Source organism: Paraburkholderia sp. AV2 (genome assembly GCF_054968425.1).
This window is the reverse complement of record NZ_JBANLK010000074.1, coordinates 1-22,919: the sequence shown is the minus strand read 5'-3', so window position 1 is coordinate 22,919 and position 22,919 is coordinate 1. Positions and strand designations below refer to the sequence as shown.

Below are 22,919 nucleotides of genomic sequence, written 5' to 3'. Positions count from 1 at the left end.
ACCCGACATTATGACAACGCCCCATGCGCCGCACCGATGACGCCAGCCGGCCTTGGGGGGGGCGCGGCGGGCGGGCGCCGCCACGCCCGCGTCCACGGCTACCTCACCGCTCGCAGCGCTGGCCCCCGACGCCGCCACCTGGGCCACCACCGAATACATCCGCCTCGACGCGAGCGTAGACCGGCTCGACGCCCGGCTCTCGGCGCTGCAGGGCGCGCAGGACCTGGCGCTGTCGGCCGCGCTCAGCGAATCGTCGCGCTCGTCGAGCCGCGCCTCGATCCTCCTGATCGTGACGATGCTCGCCGGGGCGACGCTGCTGCTCTACACCTTCGGCGCGCGCGAAAGCGCGGCCCGCGAAAAGCTGCACGGCACGCGTGTCATCAGCGAGGGGTTCCAGGGGCTGTTCGACGCCCATCCGGTGCCGATGTACGTATTCGACCGCGAGACCCTGGGCTTTCTCGCCGTCAACGCGGCGGCGGTCCAGCAGTATGGCTACCGCGAGGAAGAGTTCCTCACGATGACGATCCGCGACATCCGTGCGCACGAGGACGTCGCGCGTCTCGATCAATACCTCGCGCGCACGGACACGCTCACGCCGAACGTGCGCACGATGGCCGGCGTCTGGCATCACCGCCGCCGCAACGGCTCGACGATCAGCGCCAACATTGCGCACCATGCGCTGACGTTTCTCGGCCGCGCCGCCGTCTTCGTGCACGCCGACGACGTGACCGAGCAGATCCTCGCCGAGGCAGAGGCGCAGCGCTCGAACCAGATGCTCGAAACGGTGATCGACAACATTCCGCAGCGCATTTTCTGGAAGGACGCCGAATCGCGGTATCTGGGCTGCAACATGACGTTCGCGCGCGACGCGGGGCTCGCGTATCCCGAGCAGATCATCGGCAAGACCGACGAGGATCTGCCGTGGCGATCCTACGCCGCGCTCATGCGGGCACAGGACCGCGAGGTGCTCGAATCGGGGCTGCCGAACATCAATTTCGAAGAGGACATGACGGTCGGCGGCGTGCACAAGACCGCGCTCACGAGCAGGCTGCCGATGCTGGACGGCGACGGCCGCGTAATCGGCGTGCTGGGCTCGTTCACGGACACGACCGAGCGCAAGCGCGCCGACCTCGCGCTGCGCCTGCAAAGCCGTGCGCTCGACGCCTGCGTGAACGCGATTCTCATCACGGCGCCGGGGCCGGGCGGCAGCAACCTGATCGAATATGTGAACCCGGCGTTCGGGCGGATCACGGGCTACGACCCGGCCGAGGTGATCGGGCTCGATAGCCGTCTGCTGCAGCGCGACGACCGCGACCAGGACGGGCTTGTCGCGATCCGCGAGGCGCTGGCCGCGAACCGCGAGGTGAGCGCCGTGCTGCGCAATTACCGCAGGGACGGCGGGCTCTTCTGGAACCAGTTGCTGATCGCGCCGGTGCCCGACCTGGAAGGCCGGACGACGCATCACATCGGCATCATCAACGACGTCACCGCGCTGATCCGCTACCAGGAGCAGCTCGAATATCAGGCGAACTACGACAGCCTCACGCTGCTGCCGAACCGCAATCTGCTGCGCGACCGCCTGCAGCAGGCGCTCGTCACCGCGCACCGGCACGAGCGCGGCGTGGCCGTGGTGTTCATCGACCTCGACGGCTTCAAGAATGTAAACGACAGCCTCGGCCACAGTGTGGGCGACCGGCTGCTGCGCGTCGTGGCCGAGCGGCTCGCGCGCTGCACGCGCACGAGCGACACGGTTGCGCGCCACGGCGGCGACGAGTTCGTGATCGTGCTGACCGACACCCTCGACGAAAAATCGCTGATCAACTGGATGGAGCGGGCGCGGGCCATGATCTCGGAACCCGTGTGGCTCGACGGCACTGAGCTCTACGTGGGTTGCAGCATGGGTGCGAGCCTTTTTCCGCAGGACGGCGGCGACGCCGAGACGCTGCTCAAGAAGGCCGATGTCGCGATGTACCGCGCCAAGGACATGGGGCGCAACACCTTCCAGTTCTTCGAACCGGAGATGAACGCGAGCGTGGGCGCGCGCATGAACCTCGAACGGCGCCTGCGCCGCGCGCTGCGCGACGGCGAGTTCCGGCTGCACTACCAGCCGCAGGTGGAGGTGGGAACGGGGCGTATCGTGGGCATGGAGGCGCTCGTGCGCTGGCACGACCCGGAAACCGGGGTCGTGCCGCCCTCGCAGTTCATTCCTGTCGCCGAGGAAAGCGGGCTGATCGGCTCGCTTTCCGACTGGGTGCTGCGCGAGGCCTGCCGCCAGAACCACGCCTGGCAGCGCGCGGGGCTGCCGGCGGTGCGCGTCTCGGTGAACCTGTCGGCGCGCGTGTTCAATCAGCGCAATATCGCGCAGCTCGTGACCGAGGTACTCGCGCAAACCGGTCTCGAAGCCTGCTGGCTCGATCTCGAACTCACCGAGAGCACGCTCATGCGCAACGCCGAAGAGGCGGTGTCGATGCTCAACGAGCTGCACGCGCTAGGCATCGGGCTTTCGGTGGACGACTTCGGCACCGGCTATTCGAGCCTGAGCTACCTGAAGCGGCTGCCGGTGGACCGGCTCAAGATCGACCGCTCGTTCGTGGCGGATATCGGCTCGGGCGGCGACGACGAAACCATCACGGCGGCGATCATCGCGCTCGCGCACGAATTGCAGTTGCTGGTGGTGGCGGAGGGCGTGGAGACGTCGTCGCAGTACGCATTCCTGCGCGAGCGCGCCTGCGATGAAATGCAGGGCTTCTTTTTCGCGCCGCCGCTGCCCGGCGAGGAGGTCGCGACGCTGCTTGGCGCGAGCATTGCGTACGAAGAAGGGGCCGGGACGGCCTGGATGGCCTGAACGGGCGGGGGACGTCCGCGCCCGGGGCCCGGGCCCGGATCAGGTGGCGATCGGCGGCAGCGGACGCGGCCGGCGGTCGTTGCCGGTGGCGACGTAGGTGAGGGTCGCTTCCGTCACCTTGACGACTTCGTCGGCGAGACGCATGCGCTGGGCGTACACCTCGACCTCGACGGTCACCGAGGTCGTCCCGGTCTTGACGATCTCGGCGTAGAAGCTCAGCAGATCGCCGACGAACACCGGCTGCTTGAACAGAAACGAGTTCACGGCGACGGTGGCGACGCGGCCGTTCGCGCGCCGGCTCGCCGGAATCGAGCCGGCAATGTCCACCTGCGACATGATCCAGCCGCCGAACACGTCGCCGTGGACGTTCGCGTCCGAGGGCTGCGGCACGACGCGCAGCGCGGGCGGTTTTTCTGGAAGCGGGAGGGCGTTGGTCATCGGTCGTCCACGAAGGTCCACGAAAGTTCACGAAAAGGAGGGGGAATGTCGCGGCCGGCGCGGCAAGGCGGCGATGAGCGGCGCCGGGCGCCTTCTGCGACAATACGGTAATCACGAATTGTACGGGAAAGCGAGGCCCAGGCCGGCCGTCGCGGGGCGTTCGCGCCGATCCCGTCGCCCAAAGTCCCGAATACACCACGCGGTTTCCCGCTGCCGCCATGCGCCGCTTTCCCGCCTCGAACGAACCGCCGCTGCCCGCCACCGGGCCGCGCAACGACTGGCAGACCATCGTCTCGCTGCTGCCCTATCTCACCGCCTACAAGTGGCGCGTGGGGTTCGCGCTCACCTGCCTGATCGGCGCGAAGGTCGCGAACCTCGGCGTGCCGATCGTGATGAAGCACATCGTCGACGGCCTCGCTTCCGTGCGCCACCTCGCGGCGCTAGGCCGCGCCGAGCACGCGCCCGGCATCGTGCTTGTGGGCGGCATCGGGCTGCTCGTGGTGGCGTACGCGGTCGTGCGGCTCTCGACCTCGCTCTTCACCGAGCTGCGCGAAATCCTCTTTTCGAAGGTGACCGAAAGCGCCGTGCGCCAGCTCGCGCTCAAGGTGTTCCGGCATCTGCACGAACTCTCGCTGCGCTTTCACCTGGACCGGCAGACGGGCGGCATGTCGCGCGACATCGAACGCGGGACGCGCGGCATCACGCAGCTCATCTCGTACTCGCTCTACAGCATCCTGCCGACGCTGGTGGAAGTCGGGCTCGTGCTCGGCTTTTTCGCCGTGAAATATGAGGCGTACTACGCGATCGTCACGCTCGTCGCGCTGGCGGCGTACATCGTGTTCACCGTGAAGGTGACCGAGTGGCGCACGCATTTCCGCCGCACGATGAACGAACTCGACTCGCGCGCCAACTCGCGGGCGATCGATTCGCTGATCAACTACGAGACCGTGAAGTACTTCGGCAACGAGGAATGGGAGACGAAGCGCTACGACGAGAACCTGCATCGCTACCGCGCCGCCGCGATCCAGTCCCAGCATTCGCTTTCCGCGCTGAATTTCGGGCAACAGGCCATCATCGGCACAGGGCTCGTGTTCATCCTCTGGCGCGCGACCCAGGGCGTGATGGCGGGGCGGCTTACGCTCGGCGACCTCGTGCTCATCAACACGTTCATGCTGCAGCTCTACATTCCGCTGAATTTCCTTGGCGTGGTGTATCGCGAACTCAAGCAGAGCCTCACCGACATGGACCGCATGTTCACGCTGCTCACGGTCTCGCGCGAGGTGGCCGACGAGCCGGGCGCGCCGGCGCTGGCGGTGCGCGGCGGCGAGGTGCGCTTTTCGCACGTGAACTTTGCGTACGAGCCGGCGCGGCAGATCCTGCACGACGTGAGCTTTACGATCGCGGCGGGCACGACCACGGCGGTGGTGGGGCACAGCGGCTCGGGCAAGTCGACGCTCTCGCGCCTCCTGTTCCGCTTCTACGACCTCGACCGCAAGACGGGCGGCGCGATCACGATCGACGGACAGGATATCCGCGACGTGACGCAGGACTCGCTGCGCGCCTCGATCGGCATCGTGCCGCAGGACACGGTGCTCTTCAACGACTCGATCTACTACAACATTGCTTACGGGCGGCCCACGGCGAGCCGCGACGAAGTGATCGCGGCGGCGCGCGCGGCGCATATTCACGCGTTTATCGAGAGCCTGCCGAAGGGGTACGACACGCCGGTGGGCGAGCGCGGGCTGAAGCTCTCGGGCGGCGAGAAGCAGCGCGTGGCGATCGCACGCACGTTGCTGAAGAACCCGCCGATCCTGTTGTTCGACGAGGCGACCTCGGCGCTCGACTCGCGTTCCGAACGCGCGATCCAGCAGGAGCTCGACCACATCGCACGCGATCGCACGACGCTCGTGATCGCGCATCGGCTTTCGACGGTGGTGCACGCCCAGCAGATCATCGTGATGGACCACGGGCGCATCGTCGAGCGCGGCACCCACGCAGCGCTGCTGGCCGCAGGTGGTCACTACGCACAGATGTGGGCGCTCCAGCAGCAGCGCGCGGCGCAGCCGGACGCGCAAATCGAGGAGGCGGCGGGCGGCAAGTGACGGGTGGAGGACGAATCTCGCCGCCTGGGGCCGGCACGCGGAGGCTCAGGCGCGCAGGGCTTCGTCGAGCGCCGCGAGCTGCTCCGGCGTCCCGACGTTTTCCCATCGACCCTCGTAGAGCTCGCCGGTGGCGCGGCCCTGTCCGATCGTTTCGCGATAGTACGGCGTGAGCGCGCGCTTCGTTCCGGGGGCGAGGTCGCGGAACATCCGCGTGTCGTAGAGCCCAATGCTGCCGAACGTGCGGCGGGGTGCGCCGTCGGGAGCGAGTACGCCGTCTTCGCCCAGCACGAAATCGCCGTTCGGGTGGAATGGCGGGTTCGGCACCATGACGAGATGCATGCCCGGCTCGGCTCTCGCGGCGAGTGCTTCGGCATGCGTATCGAGGCGCGCGAAATCGTAATCGCTGAAGATGTCGCCGGCTACGCCCACAAACACGGCCGGCTCGCCGTGCGTTTCCAGCAGCGGCAGCGCTTGCGCGATGCCGCCAGCGGTTTCCAGCGCCTGCGGCTCGGGCGAATAGCGCAGCGCGACCCCAAAGCGCGCACCGTCGCCGAGCGCCGCTTCGATGCGCTCGCCCAGCCAGGCATGATTGATCACGATATTCGTATAGCCCGCCGCGGCGAGCCGCTCGATCTGCCAGACGATCAGCGGCTTGCCGCCCGCGGGCAGGAGCGGTTTGGGACAGGCGTCGGTCAGCGGGCGCATGCGCTCGCCGCGCCCGGCGGCGAAGATCATCGCCGTGCGCTCGAAGCGGTCGCGGCTCATGGATTCGGCCTCGTCATGGGTCGGGATGGGGGGCTCAGAAGGTGTAGCCGGCTTCGGCGGCCGTGCCCCGCAGCTCGTCGATGAGCCGCGCGAACGGCGCGAGCGGCCGGTAGCGGTGTGCAACCTTGCTCGCGTAGCCGAGGAAACGCGGCAGGTCGCCCATGTAGTGCGGCTTGCCGTCGCGATAGTTGATCCGGCAAAAAAGGCCCAGCACCTTGATATGCCGCTGCAGGCCCGTCCATTCGAGCTGGCGGTAGAACTCGCCGAAGTCGGCGTTCACCGGCAGGCCAGCCTTTTTCGCGCATTCCCAGTAGTGCACAAAGCAGTCCAGTTCGAACTCTTCGTCCCAGCCGATGAACGCGTCGCGCAGCAGCGAAGCCACGTCGTAGGTGATCGGGCCGGACACGGCGTCCTGGAAGTCGAGCACGCCCGGGTTCGGGCTCGCGATCATCAGGTTGCGCGGCATGAAATCGCGCAGCATGAAGACCTGCGGCTGCTTGAGCGCGTTTTCGACGAGCAGCGCAAAGGTGCGGTCGAGCACGCCGCGCGTGGCCGCGTCCACCTCGCGCCCCAGGTGGCGCTGCAGGTACCACTCCGGCATCAGTTCCATCTCGCGGCGCAGGAAAGCTTCGTCGAACGGCGGCAGCACGCCTTCGCGCGAGGCGAGCTGCCAGCGCACGAGCGCGTCGAGCGCGTCGCGCATCAGCTCGCGGGAGCGCGGGCCGGGGCCGGCGTCCTGCAGCGCCTTCAGGTAGGGGGCGGTGCCGAGGTCGGTCACGAGCATGAAACCGGCGTCGAAATCGGCCTCCAGCACGCGCGGCACGTGCACGCCCGCGCTGGCGAGCAGTTCGTCGACCTGCACGAACTCCCGGCATTTCTCGGGCGGAGGCGCGTCCACGGCGATCAGCGTCGCCCCGTGCTCCCCGGCGCTGCCGATACGGAAGTAGCGCCGGAAGCTCGCGTCGGCGGAAGCCGGAGCGAGCGTGGCGAGATCGAGCGCGTAGCGTTGCGCATGGGAGGCGAGCCAACTGGCAAGGAGGTCGAGGCGCGTATCGGCCACGCGGGGCACGGCGGTTGGAGTCATGAAAACCGGGAGCAGAATCAGTGGATCAACGTCTTGCCATATAATACCCCACGACTTTTTTGACGCGACTCGCGCCAAAGCCCGCATGACGGTACGCTTGCCGCCTTCATCGTCCGATGAAAGGCTATCCGCTGTGCGCCCGGTCTGAGCCGGGGCCCGCGCGAGAAGCGGGTGTCCCTGACCGGGGGCTGATGGCCGGGCCGATTCGCCAAAACCATACATGCCGCCCAGAAAGCTTTTCCAGACGATCTCCAGAAGTGACGACGGCGTGCCGGGCAAGCGGCGGCTCATCGCGGCGCTCGTGGCCGTGCCGGGCTTGATGCCCGCGATTTCGCACGCCCAACTGTCGGGTGCGGCCGCCCAGCCCGAGCAGCTAGACGGTCCGTGGAGCCTGCGCCTTGCGCCGCAGCTCGAAGACCTTCCCCCTGTGCCGGGCCAGCATCCGGCCACGTTCGTGCTCGGCGACTCGACCACGGGCACCACGGACACCGACCTCGCGGCCAAGGGCGCGGCGGAGCTGCGCCAGGGCAGCAACTCGGTCAAGGGCGACGCGCTGCACTACGACGAAGACACCGATATCGCCGATGCGTACGGCCACGTCGTGGTGTCGCAGGACGGCACGACCTTTGCGGGACCCGAAGGGCACCTGAAGGTCGAAGCGAACGAAGGCTTCATGCCGGCGGCAAAGTATCACTTCACGCTGACAGGCGGCTCCGGCACCGCGGAGCGCGCGGACCTGCTCGACAACGAGCGTTCGGTGCTCACGAACGGCACCTATACGGCGTGCCAGTGCTCGACTAACCCTTCGTGGTACATCAAGGGCAGCGAGTTCGACTTCGACACCGGCGCCGACGAAGGCGTGGCGCACAACAGCGTCCTGTACTTTCAGAACATCCCGATTTTCGCGAGCCCGTGGCTCTCGTTCCCGCTCTCGGGCGACCGCCGCAGCGGCTTTTTGCCGCCGACGTTCTCGATCGACTCGACGAACGGCTATGACATCGCGGTCCCGTACTACTTCAACATCGCGCCGAACTACGACGCGACGGTCACGCCGGAGTTGATGTCCAAGCGCGGCCTGTTTACGACGGCGAATTTCCGGTATCTCACGCCGAACTATTCGGGGACCATGACCGGCACGTTCCTGCCGGACGATTCGCAGACGCACACGAACCGCTACGCGCTGTTCATCCAGCACAACCAGAACTTCGGCGACGGGTTCGGCGGATACATCTACTACAACAAGGTCTCGGACAGCCAGTATCCGGAAGACCTGGCGTCGCCGGCCAGCCAGTTCCTGAACGGCACGCAGTTGCTGTACCAGCAGGAAGCCGGCCTCACGTACAACAACGGGCCATGGTCGGTGCTCGCGCGTGTCCAGAACTGGCAGACGCTCGCGCCGTCCACGGCGCCGTACGGCCGCGAGCCCGAGCTGAACATCAAGTACAACAAGTACAACGTCGATGGCTTCGACTTTGGCGCGACCGCCGACTACTCGCGTTTCACCATCACGACCCCGGACTCGACCGAAGGCGATCGCATCACCTTCAGCCCGTACCTGTCGTACTCGGTGGTCGGGCCGGGCTACTTCGTCACGCCGAAGGTGCAGTGGCACTTCGCGTCGTACGACCTGAGCGAAATCGGCTCGGGCTCGCCCGTCGGGCAGCCGAAGGACTTCACCGAGCAGGTGCCCACCTTCAGCTTCGACTCGGGGCTCGTGTTCGAGCGCAATGTCCACCTGTTCGGCAGCGACTACATCCAGACGCTGGAGCCGCGCCTGTACTACGTGTACACGCCGTACCGGAACCAGGAGTTCGCGCCCCTTTTCGACACGGCCGAGTCCGACTTCGGGCTCGCGGAGATCTTCACGCCGAACACGTTCGTCGGCGACGACCGCATTGCCGACGCGAACCGTATTACCGCCGCGCTCACCACGCGTTTCATCGATCCGGCGACCGGCGACGAGCGCGCGCGCTTCGTGATTGCGCAGCAGTACTACTTCCAGGATCAGCGCGTGACGCTTCTGCCGGGCGAGACGTCGGCGGAAGCGACGCACTCCGATCTGATCGCCGGTGCGGCGCTGAAGATCGGGGGCGGTTTCGCTTCGGAAACGGCGTTCCAATATAATGCCGACAATAATCAGCTCACGAAGGCGAGCGTCGGTTTCGGATACAGCGCCGGCCCCGGCCGCGTGCTGAATATCGCGTACCGCTACACGCGCGCGAACACCACGCTCGACTACACGCCGATCAACCAGCTTCTGATTTCGGCGCAATGGCCGTTCTCGCACCGGGTGTACGCCGTGGGCCGCATCAACTACGATCTGGTTGGCCACGCCCTGGTCGACGGTCTCGTCGGTCTCCAGTACGACGCCGACTGCTGGACGCTCGGCGTCGGTTTGCAGCGTTATTCGGACGGGGTCAATTCAGCGGGCGCCCAGACTTCGGGGACGCGGTTCATGGCGCAGTTGACGCTGAAGGGACTGACGAAGGTCGACAACGGGCTGACAGCGGCGTTCCAGGCCGGCGTAGCGGGCTATACGCCGCTGCCCGCGATGCCGCCGCCGCAGTCGCGCTTCTCGGATTATCAATAACGCGTGATCCGTCGCGCTTTTCCGGAAACGGAAGGCGCGCGAGGCAGCGCGGGGTCGGTGCATAGAGACGGGCGAAGCTGCCCGCCAACATTGGAGTATCTGTGGGAATCATGAAAAAGCTTCGCCTGGCAGCGTTTGCTGCGAGTTTCCTCGCCATAGCGGGTCTCATGCCGGCCGCACCGGCGCAAGCGCAGGGTCTGCCCGCCAATCCCGGGCAAACCGTGGACACGATCGCCGCCGTCGTCAACGACGGCGTGATCACGCAGCGCGAACTCGATGATCGCGTGGGCCTCATCGTGCACCGCCTGCAGCAGCAGAACGCCCCGGTGCCGCCGATGGACCAGATGCGCGCCCAGGTGCTCAACCAGATGGTGCTCGAACGCATCCAGCTCCAGAAGGCGAAGGATGACGGCATCACCGTCGACGACGCGGCCGTGCAGCGCACGCTCGAGCGCCTCGCGCAGGCCAACGGCCTCGACCTCGCCACCTACCGCTCCCGCATCGAGGCGGCAGGCGTGCCCTGGACCACGTTCACGCGCGACGCGCGCACCGAACTCACGCTCTCGAAGCTGCGCGAGAAGGAAGTGGACAGCAAGATCTCGGTTACGGACGCGGAAGTCGCGAACTACATCGCGAGCCAGCGCGGGCCGAACGTGGGCCAGCAGAACGATCTGCACTTCGAGCACATCTTCATCAAGGCGCCGCTGAACGAGTCGCAGACCGACATCGATGCCGCGAAGGCAAAGGCCGACGCGCTGCTCAAGGAGGCGCAGTCGGGCGAGAAGTTCTCGAAGCTCGCCAAGTCGGACTCGCAGGCGCCTGACGCGAGCAAGGGCGGCGACATGGGCTTTCTGAACCCGTCGAAGCTGCCGCCGGAATTCGTGACCGCCGCCGCGACGCTGCGTCCGGGCGAAGTCAATCCGGATCTGATCCGCACCAACGACGGCTTCGAGATCGTCCGTCTCGTTGACCGCCGCACGAGCCAGGGCACCGCCGGCGCCGCGCCGACGCTCGTGCAGACCCATGTGCGCCACATCCTGCTGCGCGTTGGCGAGGGCATGTCGGAGCCGGAAGCGCGCCAGAAGCTGCTGGAGATCAAGCGCGAGGTGCTGGCGGGCGGCGACTTCGCCAAGTTCGCGCGCACCTACTCGCAGGACGGCTCGGCCTCGCAGGGCGGCGATCTCGGCTGGATCAGCCCGGGCGAGACGGTGCCTGAATTCGAGCGCGCCATGAACTCGCTGCAGGACGGCCAGATCAGCGATCCGGTGCGCACCGAGTACGGCTATCACCTGATCCAGGTGCTGGGCCGCCGCGACGCTGAAGGCTCGGTTGCGCAGCAGATGGATCTCGCGCGCCAGGCCATCGGCCAGCGCAAGGCGGAACAGGCCTATGCCGACTGGCTGCGCGAGCTGCGCGACGGCGCCTACGTCGACTACAAGATCCCCGGCATGACGCCGCCGCAGAACTAAAGGAAAACGCGCCGTGAACGCCCCTGCATCCTCGTTGCCGGCTCCGCGAGGGGTGGGGCCGCTGCGCATCGCGATCACCACCGGCGAACCCGCCGGCGTCGGCCCGGAGCTGACTGCGGCGGCGCTTGCCGGCGCGGCGGCCCACTGGCCCGATGCCGGGTTCGTCGTCCTCGGCGACACGGACCTGCTCGCCGCGCGCGCGGGTGCCGTGAACGTCGATTGGGCCGCGCTACACGCCGGCTCCCGCGTGCGTGTCGAACACGTACCGCTTGGCGTGCCTGCCCAGCCGGGCAAGCTCGATGCCGCGAACGGCCGTTATGTACTGCGTTTGCTAGACCGGGCGATTGACGGGGCGCTTGCGCACGAATTCGACGCCATCGTTACCGCACCGCTGCAGAAGAGCACCATCAACGATGCCGGCGTGCCGTTCACCGGCCATACCGAATACCTGGCCGAGCGCACCGCCACGCCGCGCGTGGTCATGATGCTGGCGGGAACCGGCGCGCGGCCGCTGCGCGTCGCGCTCGCCACGACCCATCTGCCGCTCAAGGACGTCTCCGCTGCCCTCACGATCGACGGGCTGGTCGAGACCGTGCGCATCATCGATCATGACCTGCGTTGCCATTTCGGCGTGTCGCAGCCGCGCATCCTCGTCACGGGGCTCAATCCGCACGCGGGCGAGAACGGCTACCTGGGGCGCGAGGAGATCGAAACGATTACGCCGGCGCTGAAGATTGCCGCGGACTCGGGCATCGACGTACGGGGCCCGTATCCGGCCGACACGCTGTTCCAGCCGCGTTACCTGAAAGACGCCGACTGCGTGCTGGCCATGTTCCATGACCAGGGCCTGCCGGTCCTGAAATACGCGACGTTCGGCGAGGGCATCAACGTGACGCTGGGCCTGCCGATCGTTCGTACCTCGGTCGATCATGGCACCGCGCTCGACCTCGCCGGCACGGGCCGTGCCGACGCGGGCAGCCTGATCGCCGCGATCGATACCGCTGTTTCGATGGCGCGGCACCGCCGCGCTCTCTGACCGATACTCAAGACGATGTCCAATAGCAGCAGACAATACCAGGGCCACTTTGCGCGCAAGCGCTTCGGTCAAAACTTCCTTGTCGATACCGGCGTGATCGACTCGATCGTCGACACGATCCGCCCGCAGCGAGGCGAGCGCATGGTCGAGATCGGGCCGGGCCTCGGCGCGCTCACCGAGCCGCTGATCGAACGTCTCGCGACCCCGGAGTCGCCGCTGCATGCCGTCGAACTCGACCGCGACCTGATCGCGCGCCTCACGAAGAAGTTCGGGGCGCTGCTCGAACTGCACGCGGGCGACGCGCTCGCCTTCGATTTCAGCTCGCTCGCCGCGCCTGGCGAGAAACCGTCGCTGCGCATCGTGGGCAACCTGCCGTACAACATTTCGAGCCCGCTGCTGTTTCACCTTGCGGCATTTGCCCCTTGCGTGATCGATCAGCACTTCATGCTGCAGAACGAGGTGGTGGAGCGCATGGTCGCGGAGCCCGGCAGCAAGGCGTTCGGCCGCCTCACCGTGATGCTGCAGTACCGCTACGTCATCGACAAGCTGATCGACGTTCCGCCCGAATCGTTCCAGCCGCCGCCGAAGGTCGATTCGGCGATCGTCCGCATGATTCCGTACGCGCCGCACGAACTGCCCGAGGTCGACGGCTCGATTCTCGGCGAGCTCGTGACTGCTGCGTTTTCGCAGCGGCGCAAGATGTTGCGCAACACGCTTGGCGACTATCGCGACCGCCTGGACTTCGAAGCACTCGGCTTCGATCTGGCACGCCGCGCGGAAGAGGTGCCGGTGGAGGAGTACGTGCGCATTGCCCAGGCGCTGGGGCTGGCTGGGCAGACGGGCGGCTGAGCCGCGCCGTCAGCGCGCCTGCGCCTTGGCGGGCGCGTTCACCAGCGCGATGCCGGCCAGCACGAGCAGGGCGGCGAGGAGGAAGCGGCCGCTGAACGACTCGCCGAGCAGCAGCACGCCAAACGTCACGCCGAAGAGCGGCGTGAGAAACGAGAATACGGAAAGCCGGGACGCCATATAGCGCGTGAGCAGCCAGAACCAGGTGAGATAGCTCGCGAACGCGACGACGATGGCCTGATAGCCGAGCGCCACGACGGCGAGCGGTGTGACCGTGTGGACTTCGAGCTGGCCGAGCCCTGCTGCGAGTGCTAGCAATACCACTGCCGACACCGCCAGTTGATAGAAGAGCGTCTTGCTCGCACTGATATGGGCGAGCGTGCTGCTGCGCACGACCACCGTAGTTGCGGCCCACAGCGCGCCGCCGAGTACGCCGAGCGCGTCGCCGGCAAGACCGGTCAGCGTCGCGCGCAAGTCCCCCGCGCCGTTGCGCGCGAAACCATCCGCAAACGCGAGCGCCATGCCGGCGAACGCCACCGTGATGCCGATCCACTGCGTGCGCCGCATCCGTTCGCCCGGCGTGAACCAGTGCAGACCGAGGGCCGTGAAGCAAGGCGCGGTGTAGAGGAACACGGCCATGCGTGAGGCGCTCGTCATCGTGAGGCCGAGGAAAATGCAAACGAATTCGCCGGCGAACAGCACGCCCGCGAGCAGACCGGCGCCGAGCGTGTCGTCTTCGCGAAAGAGCGGCGTGCCGCGCCGGCTCGCCCACACCCATACGAGCACCGTTGCGATCGCCGAGCGCAGCCCGGCCTGAAACACGGGCGGCAGCGCGACATTGGCGCTCTTGATGGCAACCTGCTGCAAGCCCCAGATCGCGCAGAGCACGACCATCAGGATCACAGCCTGGCTGTCTGGCGCGCGGCGTGCGGGAAGGGTAAGGGTGCTCATCGGTCAGTCGGAGAACGGCTGTAAGGCGGATCGTTACGATAACAAATCCGTCTGTAAGGAGCGCCGATACCCCTGACGCGGGCAGGGAGCGCTGCCCCGTCAACCTCTCAGTTGGCGACGTTGCGCTGGGCCTCGTAGGCCTTCAGATGGCTGTAGGTAACGCGCAGCACCGAGGGGGCGTCGCCGGCTTGCGCCGTGCCGCCGCGCTGGATCAGGTCGCCGAGCACGTGATCGGCTTCCGTGCGAGAACCGTTCTGGACGTCGCGCAGCATCGACGCCGTGAGCGGCGATCCGGCCGCGAACAGCATCGAACGCGAACGTTCAACGAACGCATCGCGTACCGCATGGCCGTTCTCCGCGGCGATAGCGCGGCATTCGGCGAACAGGCGTTCGACGATCGCTTCCCCGTCGGGCGTCGCGAGAATAACGCCCACCGGGGCGCGCATGAGACACGTCGAACCCGCGAGCGAGGCCAGGAATACCCACTTCTCCCACATCTCCTGGAGGATCCGCTCGCTGGCCTTCACGGTGAAGCCGGCATTCGAGAAAATATCGGCGACAGCCTGCACGCCTGCGGAGATTCCGCCGCCCAGCTCGCCGAAGGTGATCGCGTGCGCGTCGTTCAGATGCACGATCTCGCGCTGGGCGTTGAGGGTCGAAGCGATCAGGCAGACGCCCCCCAGTACCGCCTGCGTGCCGAAGCGCGCCTGCAGCACGTCGAGATGGCGCATGCCGTTCAGGAGCGGCAGGATCAGCGTGGACGGACCCACCGCCGCGGCGAAGGAATCGACGGCGCCGTCGAGATCGTAGGCCTTGCAGCTCAGTAGCACGACGTCGAAGGGCTGCGCGTTTCCCGCCTCGAGTACGTCCTGCGTGATCGTTTTTACGTCGCGCAAGTGGAGATCGCCATGCGGGCTATGGATCACGAGCCCGGCCTCGCGTAGCTGCGCGGCGCGCGCCGGCCGGACCAGAAACGTCACGTCGCGCCCGGCGGCGGCCAGCCTGCCGCCAAAGTAACCACCGGTTGCCCCTGCGCCCACTACCAGAATCCGCATGTCCGCTCCTCGAATCGATTGACTGCCTGATTTGCCGCCGCGTTGCCGATCCGGCCGGCAAGTTCGGGATGGCGTTCATGCTAGAGCAAATCAGCCGCGCTTGCCGGCGTCGGCACGGCGCAGGGGATTTTGGTACAGTCCCGTTTTTGACGACGGCAAAATGGAGTACACGATGCGTCTCCTTCACACGATGATCCGGGTCGGCGACCTCGATCGCTCGATCAAGTTCTACACCGAACTGCTCGGCATGAAACTGCTGCGCCGCGAAGATTTTCCCGACGGCAAGTTCACGCTGGCCTTCGTCGGCTATACCGACGAGCGTGACGGCACGGTGATCGAACTCACGCACAACTGGGATACGCCTTCCTATGACCTCGGCACGGGGTTCGGGCATCTGGCCGTCGAAGTGCAGGATGCCTATGCCGCTTGCGCGAAGATCAAGGAACAGGGCGGCACCGTGGTGCGCGAGGCCGGGCCGATGAAGCATGGAACGACGGTGATCGCGTTCGTGACCGATCCGGATGGGTACAAGATCGAGTTCATCCAGAAGAAGTAGGGATGTGCCTCGGATGGTGTCGGAGAAATCCGATGCCGTCTTGAAAGGCTGTCAAGATTTATTTGAAATTGATATTGCGTCCGACAAATAAAAAAACAATATCGGGCGATTTGCAGAAATTTAAAATTCTGTCTTTTTTATGAGGAAATAAGTGCGGCTATCTGCGTCTTGCGCAGGCTGCACAATAGTTCCCATTTTGTCCGCATCGTCGGGTCATTTCGCTCTCGCCATCCGGGACCGAAATATTTCGAAACAAAGACTCGCGTCGACATTTTTCAGATAACGGACTGCGGATCCGGGCCGCGGCACACCGAGTGATGAATTGATATCGAGATGGCGTGAAGGCTGTGTGCGCTGCCTCGCGCGAGTCGTTATCGGACTAATCCTATATACGCAAAAGCGACGGCCTACGAGAATTACTTCATCGGTCATTAACCATAAAGCGATTCGGCAATAAAGGCTCGTGCGTGAAAGATGGTGTCCGATATGCCCGCCTTCAGGTATGACGGCAGTTCTCATATGCGCATGCAAGCGTCTCCGAATTCACGGAGAGAGGAATGGGCGACGTGCCGGCAGTTTATCGGCCTTCTTGTAATTCCTACTCGTCATTCTCATTTCTCATCTCTGACCGATGTACCGCGTGGCTGGAACTCCTTCGAATGAACCTTTGGCAAGTAGTCGCAGCAGGCCTGCGCCTGCTGTGACGGACCGTATCGGCAACGATGCGGCTATCCATTCATCCCCGGAAAGCTCCATGCATTTGCCCGCTCACCGCGATGCCGGCTCATCACGAGGTCGTAGCGGCGCGCTGGCGCGCCTGCTGGACGTCGTCGTGATTGCCGTCAGTGCGTCCGCTGCATTGCGTCTCGAGGCGAGCGCCGGCCAGCCTGGCTATGACAGCGCCCTGATTGCGTTTGCGCTGTTGACTTCCGCTTTCCTGTTCCCGGTATTCGGCCTGTACCGAATCACCCGCCGGCAGGTCTTCTGGCGATGCGTCTGTATTCCTGCGCTGGCGTGGACCACGGCGCTCGCCGTTGCCATGCTGCTCGTTATCGTCCTGCTCGATCCCTATCGTCCCGCCGGCAACTGGTTTGCGCGCTGGGCGCTCATTTCCGGACTTGGCCTTGTCGTCTGTCGGTTCTTCGAACGCTGGCTCACCTTGCGGCGCACGGAACAGGGAGCCCGCACGCGCGCGGTCGCGATCGTGGGCAGCGGTGCCCATTGCCGGCATTTGCTACGCAAGGTCGGGTCGGCGCCCGATTCGGCCTACCTCGTTTCGACGATCTTCGACACCGGCCCGGAATCGGGCGCAGCACCAGGCACCATCCCTGCCTTTCGCGACCGCTTCGGTTTTGCGGAATACGTGCGTCGCTACCAGGTAGAGGAGTTGTGGCTCGCCTTGCCGCTCACGGAACAGCAAACGATACTCGAATTCATCGAGTTGTTCCGCAACGATCTGATCAACATTCGTTTCATTCCCGACGTGAGGGGGCTTGCGCTCTTCGAGGGCGAAATGATCGACCTCGACGGCACGTCGGCCATCAATCTCGTGGGTTCGCCGCTATCGTCGGACGCATTCCTTGCGAAGAATATCTTCGATCGCGCATTCGCATTGATTGTATTGATGGCGATCTCACCGCTGCTTTTGATCATCGCGATCGCCGTGAAGCTTTCGTCGCGTGGTCCGGTGCTCTTCTCGCAGAAGCGCAAGGGCGCGAACGGCAAAGTGTTCGAAATCTACAAGTTTCGCAGCATGCGCGTGCATGAAACGACCCATGGCGTCGTCAAGCAGGCTACGCGCAATGACCCGCGCATTACGCGTGTCGGTGCATTTTTGCGTCGCACGAGCCTCGACGAACTGCCCCAGTTCTTCAATGTCCTCCGCGGCGAGATGTCGGTCGTCGGACCGAGGCCGCACGCTATCGAGCACGACACGCTTTATCAGAACATCGTCGAGGGCTACATCCACCGATATCGCATCAAGCCAGGCATTACGGGCTGGGCGCAGGTGAACGGCTTTCGTGGCGAAACGGATCGCGTGGAGAAGATGCAGGGGCGTGTCGAACACGATCTCTATTACCTCAGTAACTGGTCCTTCGGGCTCGACATGCGCATCGTAATCGCCACGGTGTTCAAGGGACTGATACACCGCAACGCTTATTGAATGGCTGGAAAGTAGAAGTGCTGAAACGATCAAACAAAACGTGTGCTAGTGCAGGCCGCCCGGTGCGGTTTAACGTCCCCGTGCGACTCACAGGCGCGAGCCTGGCTATCGCGCTTTGCACGGTGCTGGGCGCTTGCACGGTTGCCCCGGGCATGCGCATGCCGGTTTCGCCGGGTGTCCCCACATCGGCTTTGCCCGGTGCAGCAGGCGGTTCGGATACGACAGTGGCGGACGCGACTTCCGCCACGCCGGAAGTGCCCATCACAGAACTCGACGTTGCTTACGTGAAGCAACTTCAGGAAACACGCCTGGAGCAACAGAAGCAGCAGATGGACCTGCTTTCACCTGTTCCGCAGCCTTACGCGATTGGGGCCGGCGACGTGTTGCAGATCGTAGTGTGGGATCACCCCGAACTCGCTCAGGCCGTGGGCGCTACGCAATCGCAGTCCTCCACGCGCCCCGGCGATCCTTTCTCAGGCTTTGTTGTCGACCAGTCGGGCGATCTGACGTTTCCCTACGCAGGCACGATGCACGTTGCGGGCCTTCGCCCGGAAGAAGTGCAACATCGTCTGGCGGCGGCGCTCTCTCACTATTTCGTGAAGCCGCAGGTGACCGTTCGCATGGCTTCCTACCGCGCTCACGAAGTGTATGTCGACGGCGAGGTGCACAACCCCGGTGTGATCGCTGTCAACGACGTGCCGATGTCGCTGTACGAAGCGATTTCGCGGGCTGGCGGTTTTGCCGACACGGCTGACCAGAGCGATCTCGTGCTCGTACGCGGCGGCGCGTCTTACCGCCTCAACCTGACGGACATGGTGGCGAGCGGCCTCAGTCCGTCGCGGCTGTATCTCAAGCCGGGTGACATGCTGCGTGTCGTCGCACGCGACGAAAACGACGTGTATGTGATGGGCGAAGTCAACAAGCCCATGTTGGCCATCCCGAAACGCACGGGTCGCATCACGCTGGCCGATGCGATTGCCCAGGCGGGCAGCGTGAACTCGTCGACGGCGGACGCGGTGCAGATGTTCGTGATTCGCGGCGCGTTGAACGGCAAGCCGCAGGTCTTCCATCTGGACGGACGATCGCCGGTGGCCATGCTCGTGGCGAAGGAATTCGATCTTCAGCCCAAAGACGTCGTTTATGTCGACGGCAATGGTCTGGTCCGCTTCAACCGCGTGCTGACGCTGTTGATTCCGGCAATCAACGCGGGACTGACCGCTGGCCTAGTGGCGAAATGATCGACAACGTTCTGGTTGTTTGCGAAGGCAACATCTGCCGTAGCCCTTTGGCGGCCGCGATGCTGGCGCAGTCGCTGCCTGGCGTTGGCATCAGTTCCGCCGGCACGCATGCGCTCGTGGGCGAGGGTGCGGATCCGCTCATGGTCGAGTTGGCGCGCGACAGAGGAGTCAGGCTCGAAGGTCACGTGGCAACGTCTCTTACGGATGAGCTGGTTCGCGAAGCCGATCTGATTCTCACGATGACGAGGGTGCAGCGGGAGCAGATCGAGTCCGCGTGGCCTTTCACGCGCGGCAAAGTATTTCGTTTGATCGAGGATGAGGGCATCGACATTGTCGACCCGTACCGGCGGCATCGCGCAACGTTCGATCTGGCGGTTGCGCAGATCGAACATGGCGTCGCGCATTGGCGCGACGTTCTGGCAGGACAGCAGGTTCATTGAATAATGACTCTTCTTAAGCAAAACGCCGCGGCGGGCGCGGCAGGTGATGATGAAATCGATCTCTCGGAGTTGTTCGGTGTACTTCGGGAGAACGCTACGCTGATCGGGATCGTTACGGCGATTGTGTTCGCGATCGGCGCGCTCTATGCATTTCTCGGTACACCGGTTTATCGCGCGGATGCATTGATCCAGGTGGATGATGATTCCGGATCGGGTTCGCTCAACGACAAGCTTGGTGATCTTGCATCGCTGTTTCAGGCAAAGGCGACTGCCGATGCTGAAATCGAATTGATTCGGTCGCGAATGGTCGTTGCGGATACGGCTACGAGATTGCACGTTGATATCGACGCACGCCCACATTATTTTCCGCTTATAGGGGCTTCCGTTGCGCGTTACCGGTCGCATTACAGCAGCGAGCTGCTATCGCCAATATTGGGGTTGAAGCACTACGCGTGGGGAGGTGAGCGTATCGGCGTTAGCCAGTTCGATGTGCCTCCGGCTCAGTATGAAGACAAATTCAGATTGACAGCGCTGGGCGAAGACAGCTTTGAGTTGACCGACCCGGACAACCACGTGGTACTCCGAGGGCGCGTTGGCGCGATTGCGACTGGCAATACTCAATATGGTCCTGTCGCAATCAAGGTCACGTCGTTGCTCGCGAGACCGGGCACACGTTTCGATCTGAAGCGATACTCGACGCAACTGACGGTCGCCAGGCTGCAGAAGAAACTTGACATTGAGGAAGTAACAAAGCAGTCGGGCATCATTGGAATGAAGCTCGACGGTGAGGATCCGATGCGTGTGACAGCAATCGTCAACACGATCGCGAGCATCTATGTGCAACGTAACGTCGATCGGAAGTCGGCGCAGGCGCAGCAGATGTTGAATTTTCTCAGTGACCAATTACCGCAGCTTCGCGCCGACCTCGATCAATCCGAGGCACGCTATAACGCATTTCGAGCGAAAGCGGGTGCAATTGATCTCGATGCGCAAGGCAAGCTTTTGCTGCAGACGGTTGTTGATACGAAAACCCGGCTGATAGAGCTTCAACAACAGCGAGCGGATCTGGTCCAGAAGTATACGGCATCGCATCCGATGGTCGCCGCGATTGACGCACGTATCGCTGGACTGGAACAACAGCAAGGACAGTACGAGCAGCAAGTGACCGCTTTGCCGGAAACGGAGCAGCAAGCGCTGCGTCTCATGCGCGATGTGAAGGTCAATACCGATCTCTATATGAAATTGCTCGATAGCACGGAGCAATTGCGTGTTCTGAAGGCGGGGCAGCTCGGCAACGTTCGCACTGTCGATTACGCCGTTGTGCCGGAGGAACCGGTTCGTCCGCTGAAGATTATCGTACTGCCCGTAGCCGCCATCCTGGGTTTGTTACTTGGGTGCGCGGCCGCGCTCGGGCGCCGCATGGTTAACCGCGGGTTGGAAAGCCCGGCAGAGATCGAGAACGCCGTTGACATCCCGGTCTACGCGATCATTTCGCACAGCAACAAGGAGTTGGCACTTCGTCAGTCGGTGCGCCGCAATCCGACCAAACCTGGTGTGCTGGCGGCAGTGCATCCGGACGACGTGGCTGTGGAGGGCCTGCGTAGCTTGCGTACGGCCATGCAGTTTGGTGTGCTAAAGCCGGAAAACAACATCGTTATGTTGACCGGCCCACGCCCGGGTGTAGGTAAATCCTTTGTCTCGGTGAACCTCGCAGCAGTATTGGCCGCGACCGGTAAACGGATTTTGCTGATCGATGCTGACATGCGGCGCGGCGACGTGCATTCGTATTTTTCGATCAATAACAAACCTGGGCTTTCGGACGTGCTTACCGGCCGTGACCCGAAGGATGTCATTCATCGTGAAGTGTTGCCGAACCTCGATGCGATGATGGCAGGCTCGATACCCGATCGTCCGGCGGAACTTCTCGTCCGTAATCGGCTTGGCGACGTGCTCAAGGTACTCGCATCAGTCTACGACATGGTCATTATCGATTCGCCCCCTGTGCTGGCGGTCACAGATCCAGTCGTGATCGGCAAACATGCGGGTGCCACGTTGATGGTTGTGCGGCATGGCCAGCACTCGGCCGCTGAGCTGCGTGAATGTACGCGGCAGCTCGCTAGCGCAGGTGTTGGCGTTGATGGAATGCTGCTCACCGACGTACCCGCGCGTGGCACAAGTTACGGAGCATATTCCAACTACAGCAAGAATTCCGACTGAAGCGCACGCCCTGTTCGCAGGGTGCTTCCGTAAGAGATGGTATCAATGAAAAAGAATGTACTACTAACGTTTGGAACGCGGCCGGAAGCGATCAAGATGGCGCCTCTTGTTATGCGCCTTCAACGTGACCCAGGTATTCATTGCCAGGTCTGCGTAACTGGACAACATCGCGAGATGCTCGATCAGGTGCTCAATCTGTTTGGCATACAGCCCCACTTCGATTTGAACGTCATGAAGCGCGGTCAGGATCTCTATGACGTTACGACAACCATTCTTACGGGCATGCGGAATGTGCTGGCAGATGCGCGACCCGATATGGTTCTTGTCCATGGCGATACGACCACCACGATGGCCGCAACGCTTGCATCGTTTTACAAACAAATCCCGGTTGCGCACGTCGAAGCTGGTTTGCGGACGGGGAATCTCCTTTCGCCCTGGCCGGAGGAGGCGAACCGCAAGCTAACAGGCGCGCTAACCGCGCTGCATTTCGCCCCCACTGCGAGAGCGCAGGCTAACCTGCTGAGAGAAGGCGTGCCGGCGAGATCGATTGTGGTCACAGGCAATACCGTGATCGATGCGTTGCTCCATGTCCGGCAACGCTTGTCGACCGACACCAGATTGCGCGAAGAAGCAGAACGTATGCTCCCGCAATTCGACGCAGCGCGACGTCTTATTCTCGTGACTGGACATCGTCGTGAGAGTTTTGGAGACGGGTTCGAGCGCATCTGTACCGCCCTCGCGCAGTTGGCCCGCGCTCATCCGGATGTGGACATCGTCTACCCGGTTCATTTGAATCCCAGCGTGCGCGAACCGGTGAGCCGACTGCTGACCGGTATTGCGAATGTGCATTTGATCGAGCCACTCGACTATCTTCCGTTCGTCAGACTTATGGATCGTGCATATCTGATCTTGACTGACTCGGGTGGAATTCAGGAAGAAGCGCCTTCTTTATGCAAGCCGGTGCTCGTGATGCGCGAAACGACCGAGCGCCAGGAAGCAGTGGATGCCGGTGTGGTTCGTCTCGTCGGAACCGACGTGACGGCGATCGTGGGTGCCGTTACACAATTGCGAGTTATCGTCGGAAGTGGTGTATGCGGCGTAGGGAGGAGGCAGGAGAAGGCGG

General features: G+C 64.0%; 17 protein-coding genes. 12 read left to right on the top strand and 5 right to left on the bottom strand.

What is annotated here, in order from left to right:
• The first annotated feature begins 52 nt into the window (after nt 1–52).
• On the top strand, nt 53–2,845 hold the full coding sequence (locus tag V8683_RS29565) for a sensor domain-containing protein (protein ID WP_462880719.1): 2,793 nt from the start codon (nt 53–55) through the stop codon (nt 2,843–2,845).
• A 39-nt stretch (nt 2,846–2,884) separates the two neighbouring features.
• On the opposite strand, the gene V8683_RS29560 is transcribed toward V8683_RS29565, so the two are convergent.
• The gene (locus V8683_RS29560; protein ID WP_411188504.1) at nt 2,885–3,283 is read right to left on the bottom strand and encodes an acyl-CoA thioesterase; all 399 of its coding nucleotides are present in this window, start codon (nt 3,281–3,283) and stop codon (nt 2,885–2,887) included.
• A 218-nt stretch (nt 3,284–3,501) separates the two neighbouring features.
• On the opposite strand from V8683_RS29560, the gene V8683_RS29555 reads away from it, so the two are divergent.
• The gene (locus V8683_RS29555; protein ID WP_411188505.1) at nt 3,502–5,385 is read left to right on the top strand and encodes an ABCB family ABC transporter ATP-binding protein/permease; all 1,884 of its coding nucleotides are present in this window, start codon (nt 3,502–3,504) and stop codon (nt 5,383–5,385) included.
• Between the two features lie 45 nt (nt 5,386–5,430).
• Here the strand turns inward: V8683_RS29555 and murU are convergent, their stop codons facing one another.
• Nucleotides 5,431–6,120 carry an N-acetylmuramate alpha-1-phosphate uridylyltransferase MurU gene (gene murU, locus V8683_RS29550; RefSeq protein ID WP_411190494.1) on the bottom strand — a complete coding sequence of 230 codons (690 nt, stop codon included), beginning with the start codon at nt 6,118–6,120 and terminating at the stop codon, nt 5,431–5,433.
• A gap of 64 nt (nt 6,121–6,184) precedes the next feature.
• Nucleotides 6,185–7,234 (bottom strand): aminoglycoside phosphotransferase family protein, encoded by a 1,050-nt coding sequence (locus V8683_RS29545; RefSeq protein WP_411188506.1) that lies wholly within the window; start codon nt 7,232–7,234, stop codon nt 6,185–6,187.
• A gap of 220 nt (nt 7,235–7,454) precedes the next feature.
• On the opposite strand from V8683_RS29545, the gene V8683_RS29540 reads away from it, so the two are divergent.
• The 4 genes from V8683_RS29540 to rsmA all read left to right on the top strand — a co-directional run bounded on the left by V8683_RS29540 (nt 7,455) and on the right by rsmA (nt 13,178).
• Nucleotides 7,455–9,824 carry an LPS-assembly protein LptD gene (locus V8683_RS29540; protein WP_411188507.1) on the top strand — a complete coding sequence of 790 codons (2,370 nt, stop codon included), beginning with the start codon at nt 7,455–7,457 and terminating at the stop codon, nt 9,822–9,824.
• 101 nt (nt 9,825–9,925) lie between these two features.
• A complete protein-coding gene (locus V8683_RS29535; protein ID WP_411188508.1) occupies nt 9,926–11,293 on the top strand; it encodes a peptidylprolyl isomerase in 1,368 nt (455 codons plus the stop codon).
• A gap of 13 nt (nt 11,294–11,306) precedes the next feature.
• Nucleotides 11,307–12,329: a 4-hydroxythreonine-4-phosphate dehydrogenase PdxA gene (gene pdxA / locus V8683_RS29530; RefSeq protein WP_411188509.1), complete on the top strand. Its 1,023-nt coding sequence runs from the start codon at nt 11,307–11,309 to the stop codon at nt 12,327–12,329.
• 15 nt (nt 12,330–12,344) lie between these two features.
• Nucleotides 12,345–13,178, top strand: a complete 834-nt coding sequence (gene rsmA / locus V8683_RS29525) for a 16S rRNA (adenine(1518)-N(6)/adenine(1519)-N(6))-dimethyltransferase RsmA (RefSeq protein WP_411188510.1) — start codon at nt 12,345–12,347, stop codon at nt 13,176–13,178.
• A gap of 9 nt (nt 13,179–13,187) precedes the next feature.
• On the opposite strand, the gene V8683_RS29520 is transcribed toward rsmA, so the two are convergent.
• Together V8683_RS29520 and panE are read right to left on the bottom strand one after the other, a co-directional pair.
• Nucleotides 13,188–14,126, bottom strand: coding sequence for a DMT family transporter (locus V8683_RS29520; RefSeq protein ID WP_411188511.1), 939 nt, complete (start codon nt 14,124–14,126; stop codon nt 13,188–13,190).
• 107 nt (nt 14,127–14,233) lie between these two features.
• A complete protein-coding gene (gene panE, locus V8683_RS29515) occupies nt 14,234–15,181 on the bottom strand; it encodes a 2-dehydropantoate 2-reductase (RefSeq protein ID WP_411188512.1) in 948 nt (315 codons plus the stop codon).
• 172 nt (nt 15,182–15,353) lie between these two features.
• Here panE and gloA point away from each other — a divergent pair, with 172 nt between their 5' ends.
• The 6 genes from gloA to wecB all read left to right on the top strand — a co-directional run.
• Entirely contained in the window at nt 15,354–15,737 is a 384-nt protein-coding gene (gene gloA / locus V8683_RS29510) for a lactoylglutathione lyase (RefSeq protein WP_411188513.1), read from the top strand.
• Between the two features lie 754 nt (nt 15,738–16,491).
• Entirely contained in the window at nt 16,492–17,901 is a 1,410-nt protein-coding gene (locus V8683_RS29505; protein WP_411188514.1) for an undecaprenyl-phosphate glucose phosphotransferase, read from the top strand.
• A 224-nt stretch (nt 17,902–18,125) separates the two neighbouring features.
• A complete protein-coding gene (locus V8683_RS29500) occupies nt 18,126–19,139 on the top strand; it encodes a polysaccharide biosynthesis/export family protein (RefSeq protein WP_462880718.1) in 1,014 nt (337 codons plus the stop codon).
• Complete coding sequence (locus V8683_RS29495) at nt 19,136–19,579, top strand: low molecular weight protein-tyrosine-phosphatase (RefSeq protein WP_411188515.1); 444 nt, start codon at nt 19,136–19,138, stop codon at nt 19,577–19,579. Before V8683_RS29500 ends, V8683_RS29495 begins: the two co-directional genes overlap by 4 nt.
• A 3-nt stretch (nt 19,580–19,582) precedes the next feature.
• The gene (locus tag V8683_RS29490; protein WP_411188516.1) at nt 19,583–21,796 is read left to right on the top strand and encodes a polysaccharide biosynthesis tyrosine autokinase; all 2,214 of its coding nucleotides are present in this window, start codon (nt 19,583–19,585) and stop codon (nt 21,794–21,796) included.
• A gap of 36 nt (nt 21,797–21,832) precedes the next feature.
• Nucleotides 21,833–22,919, top strand: a 1,087-nt coding sequence (gene wecB, locus V8683_RS29485) for a non-hydrolyzing UDP-N-acetylglucosamine 2-epimerase (protein ID WP_462880717.1), incomplete at its 3' end; no start/stop codon positions are given.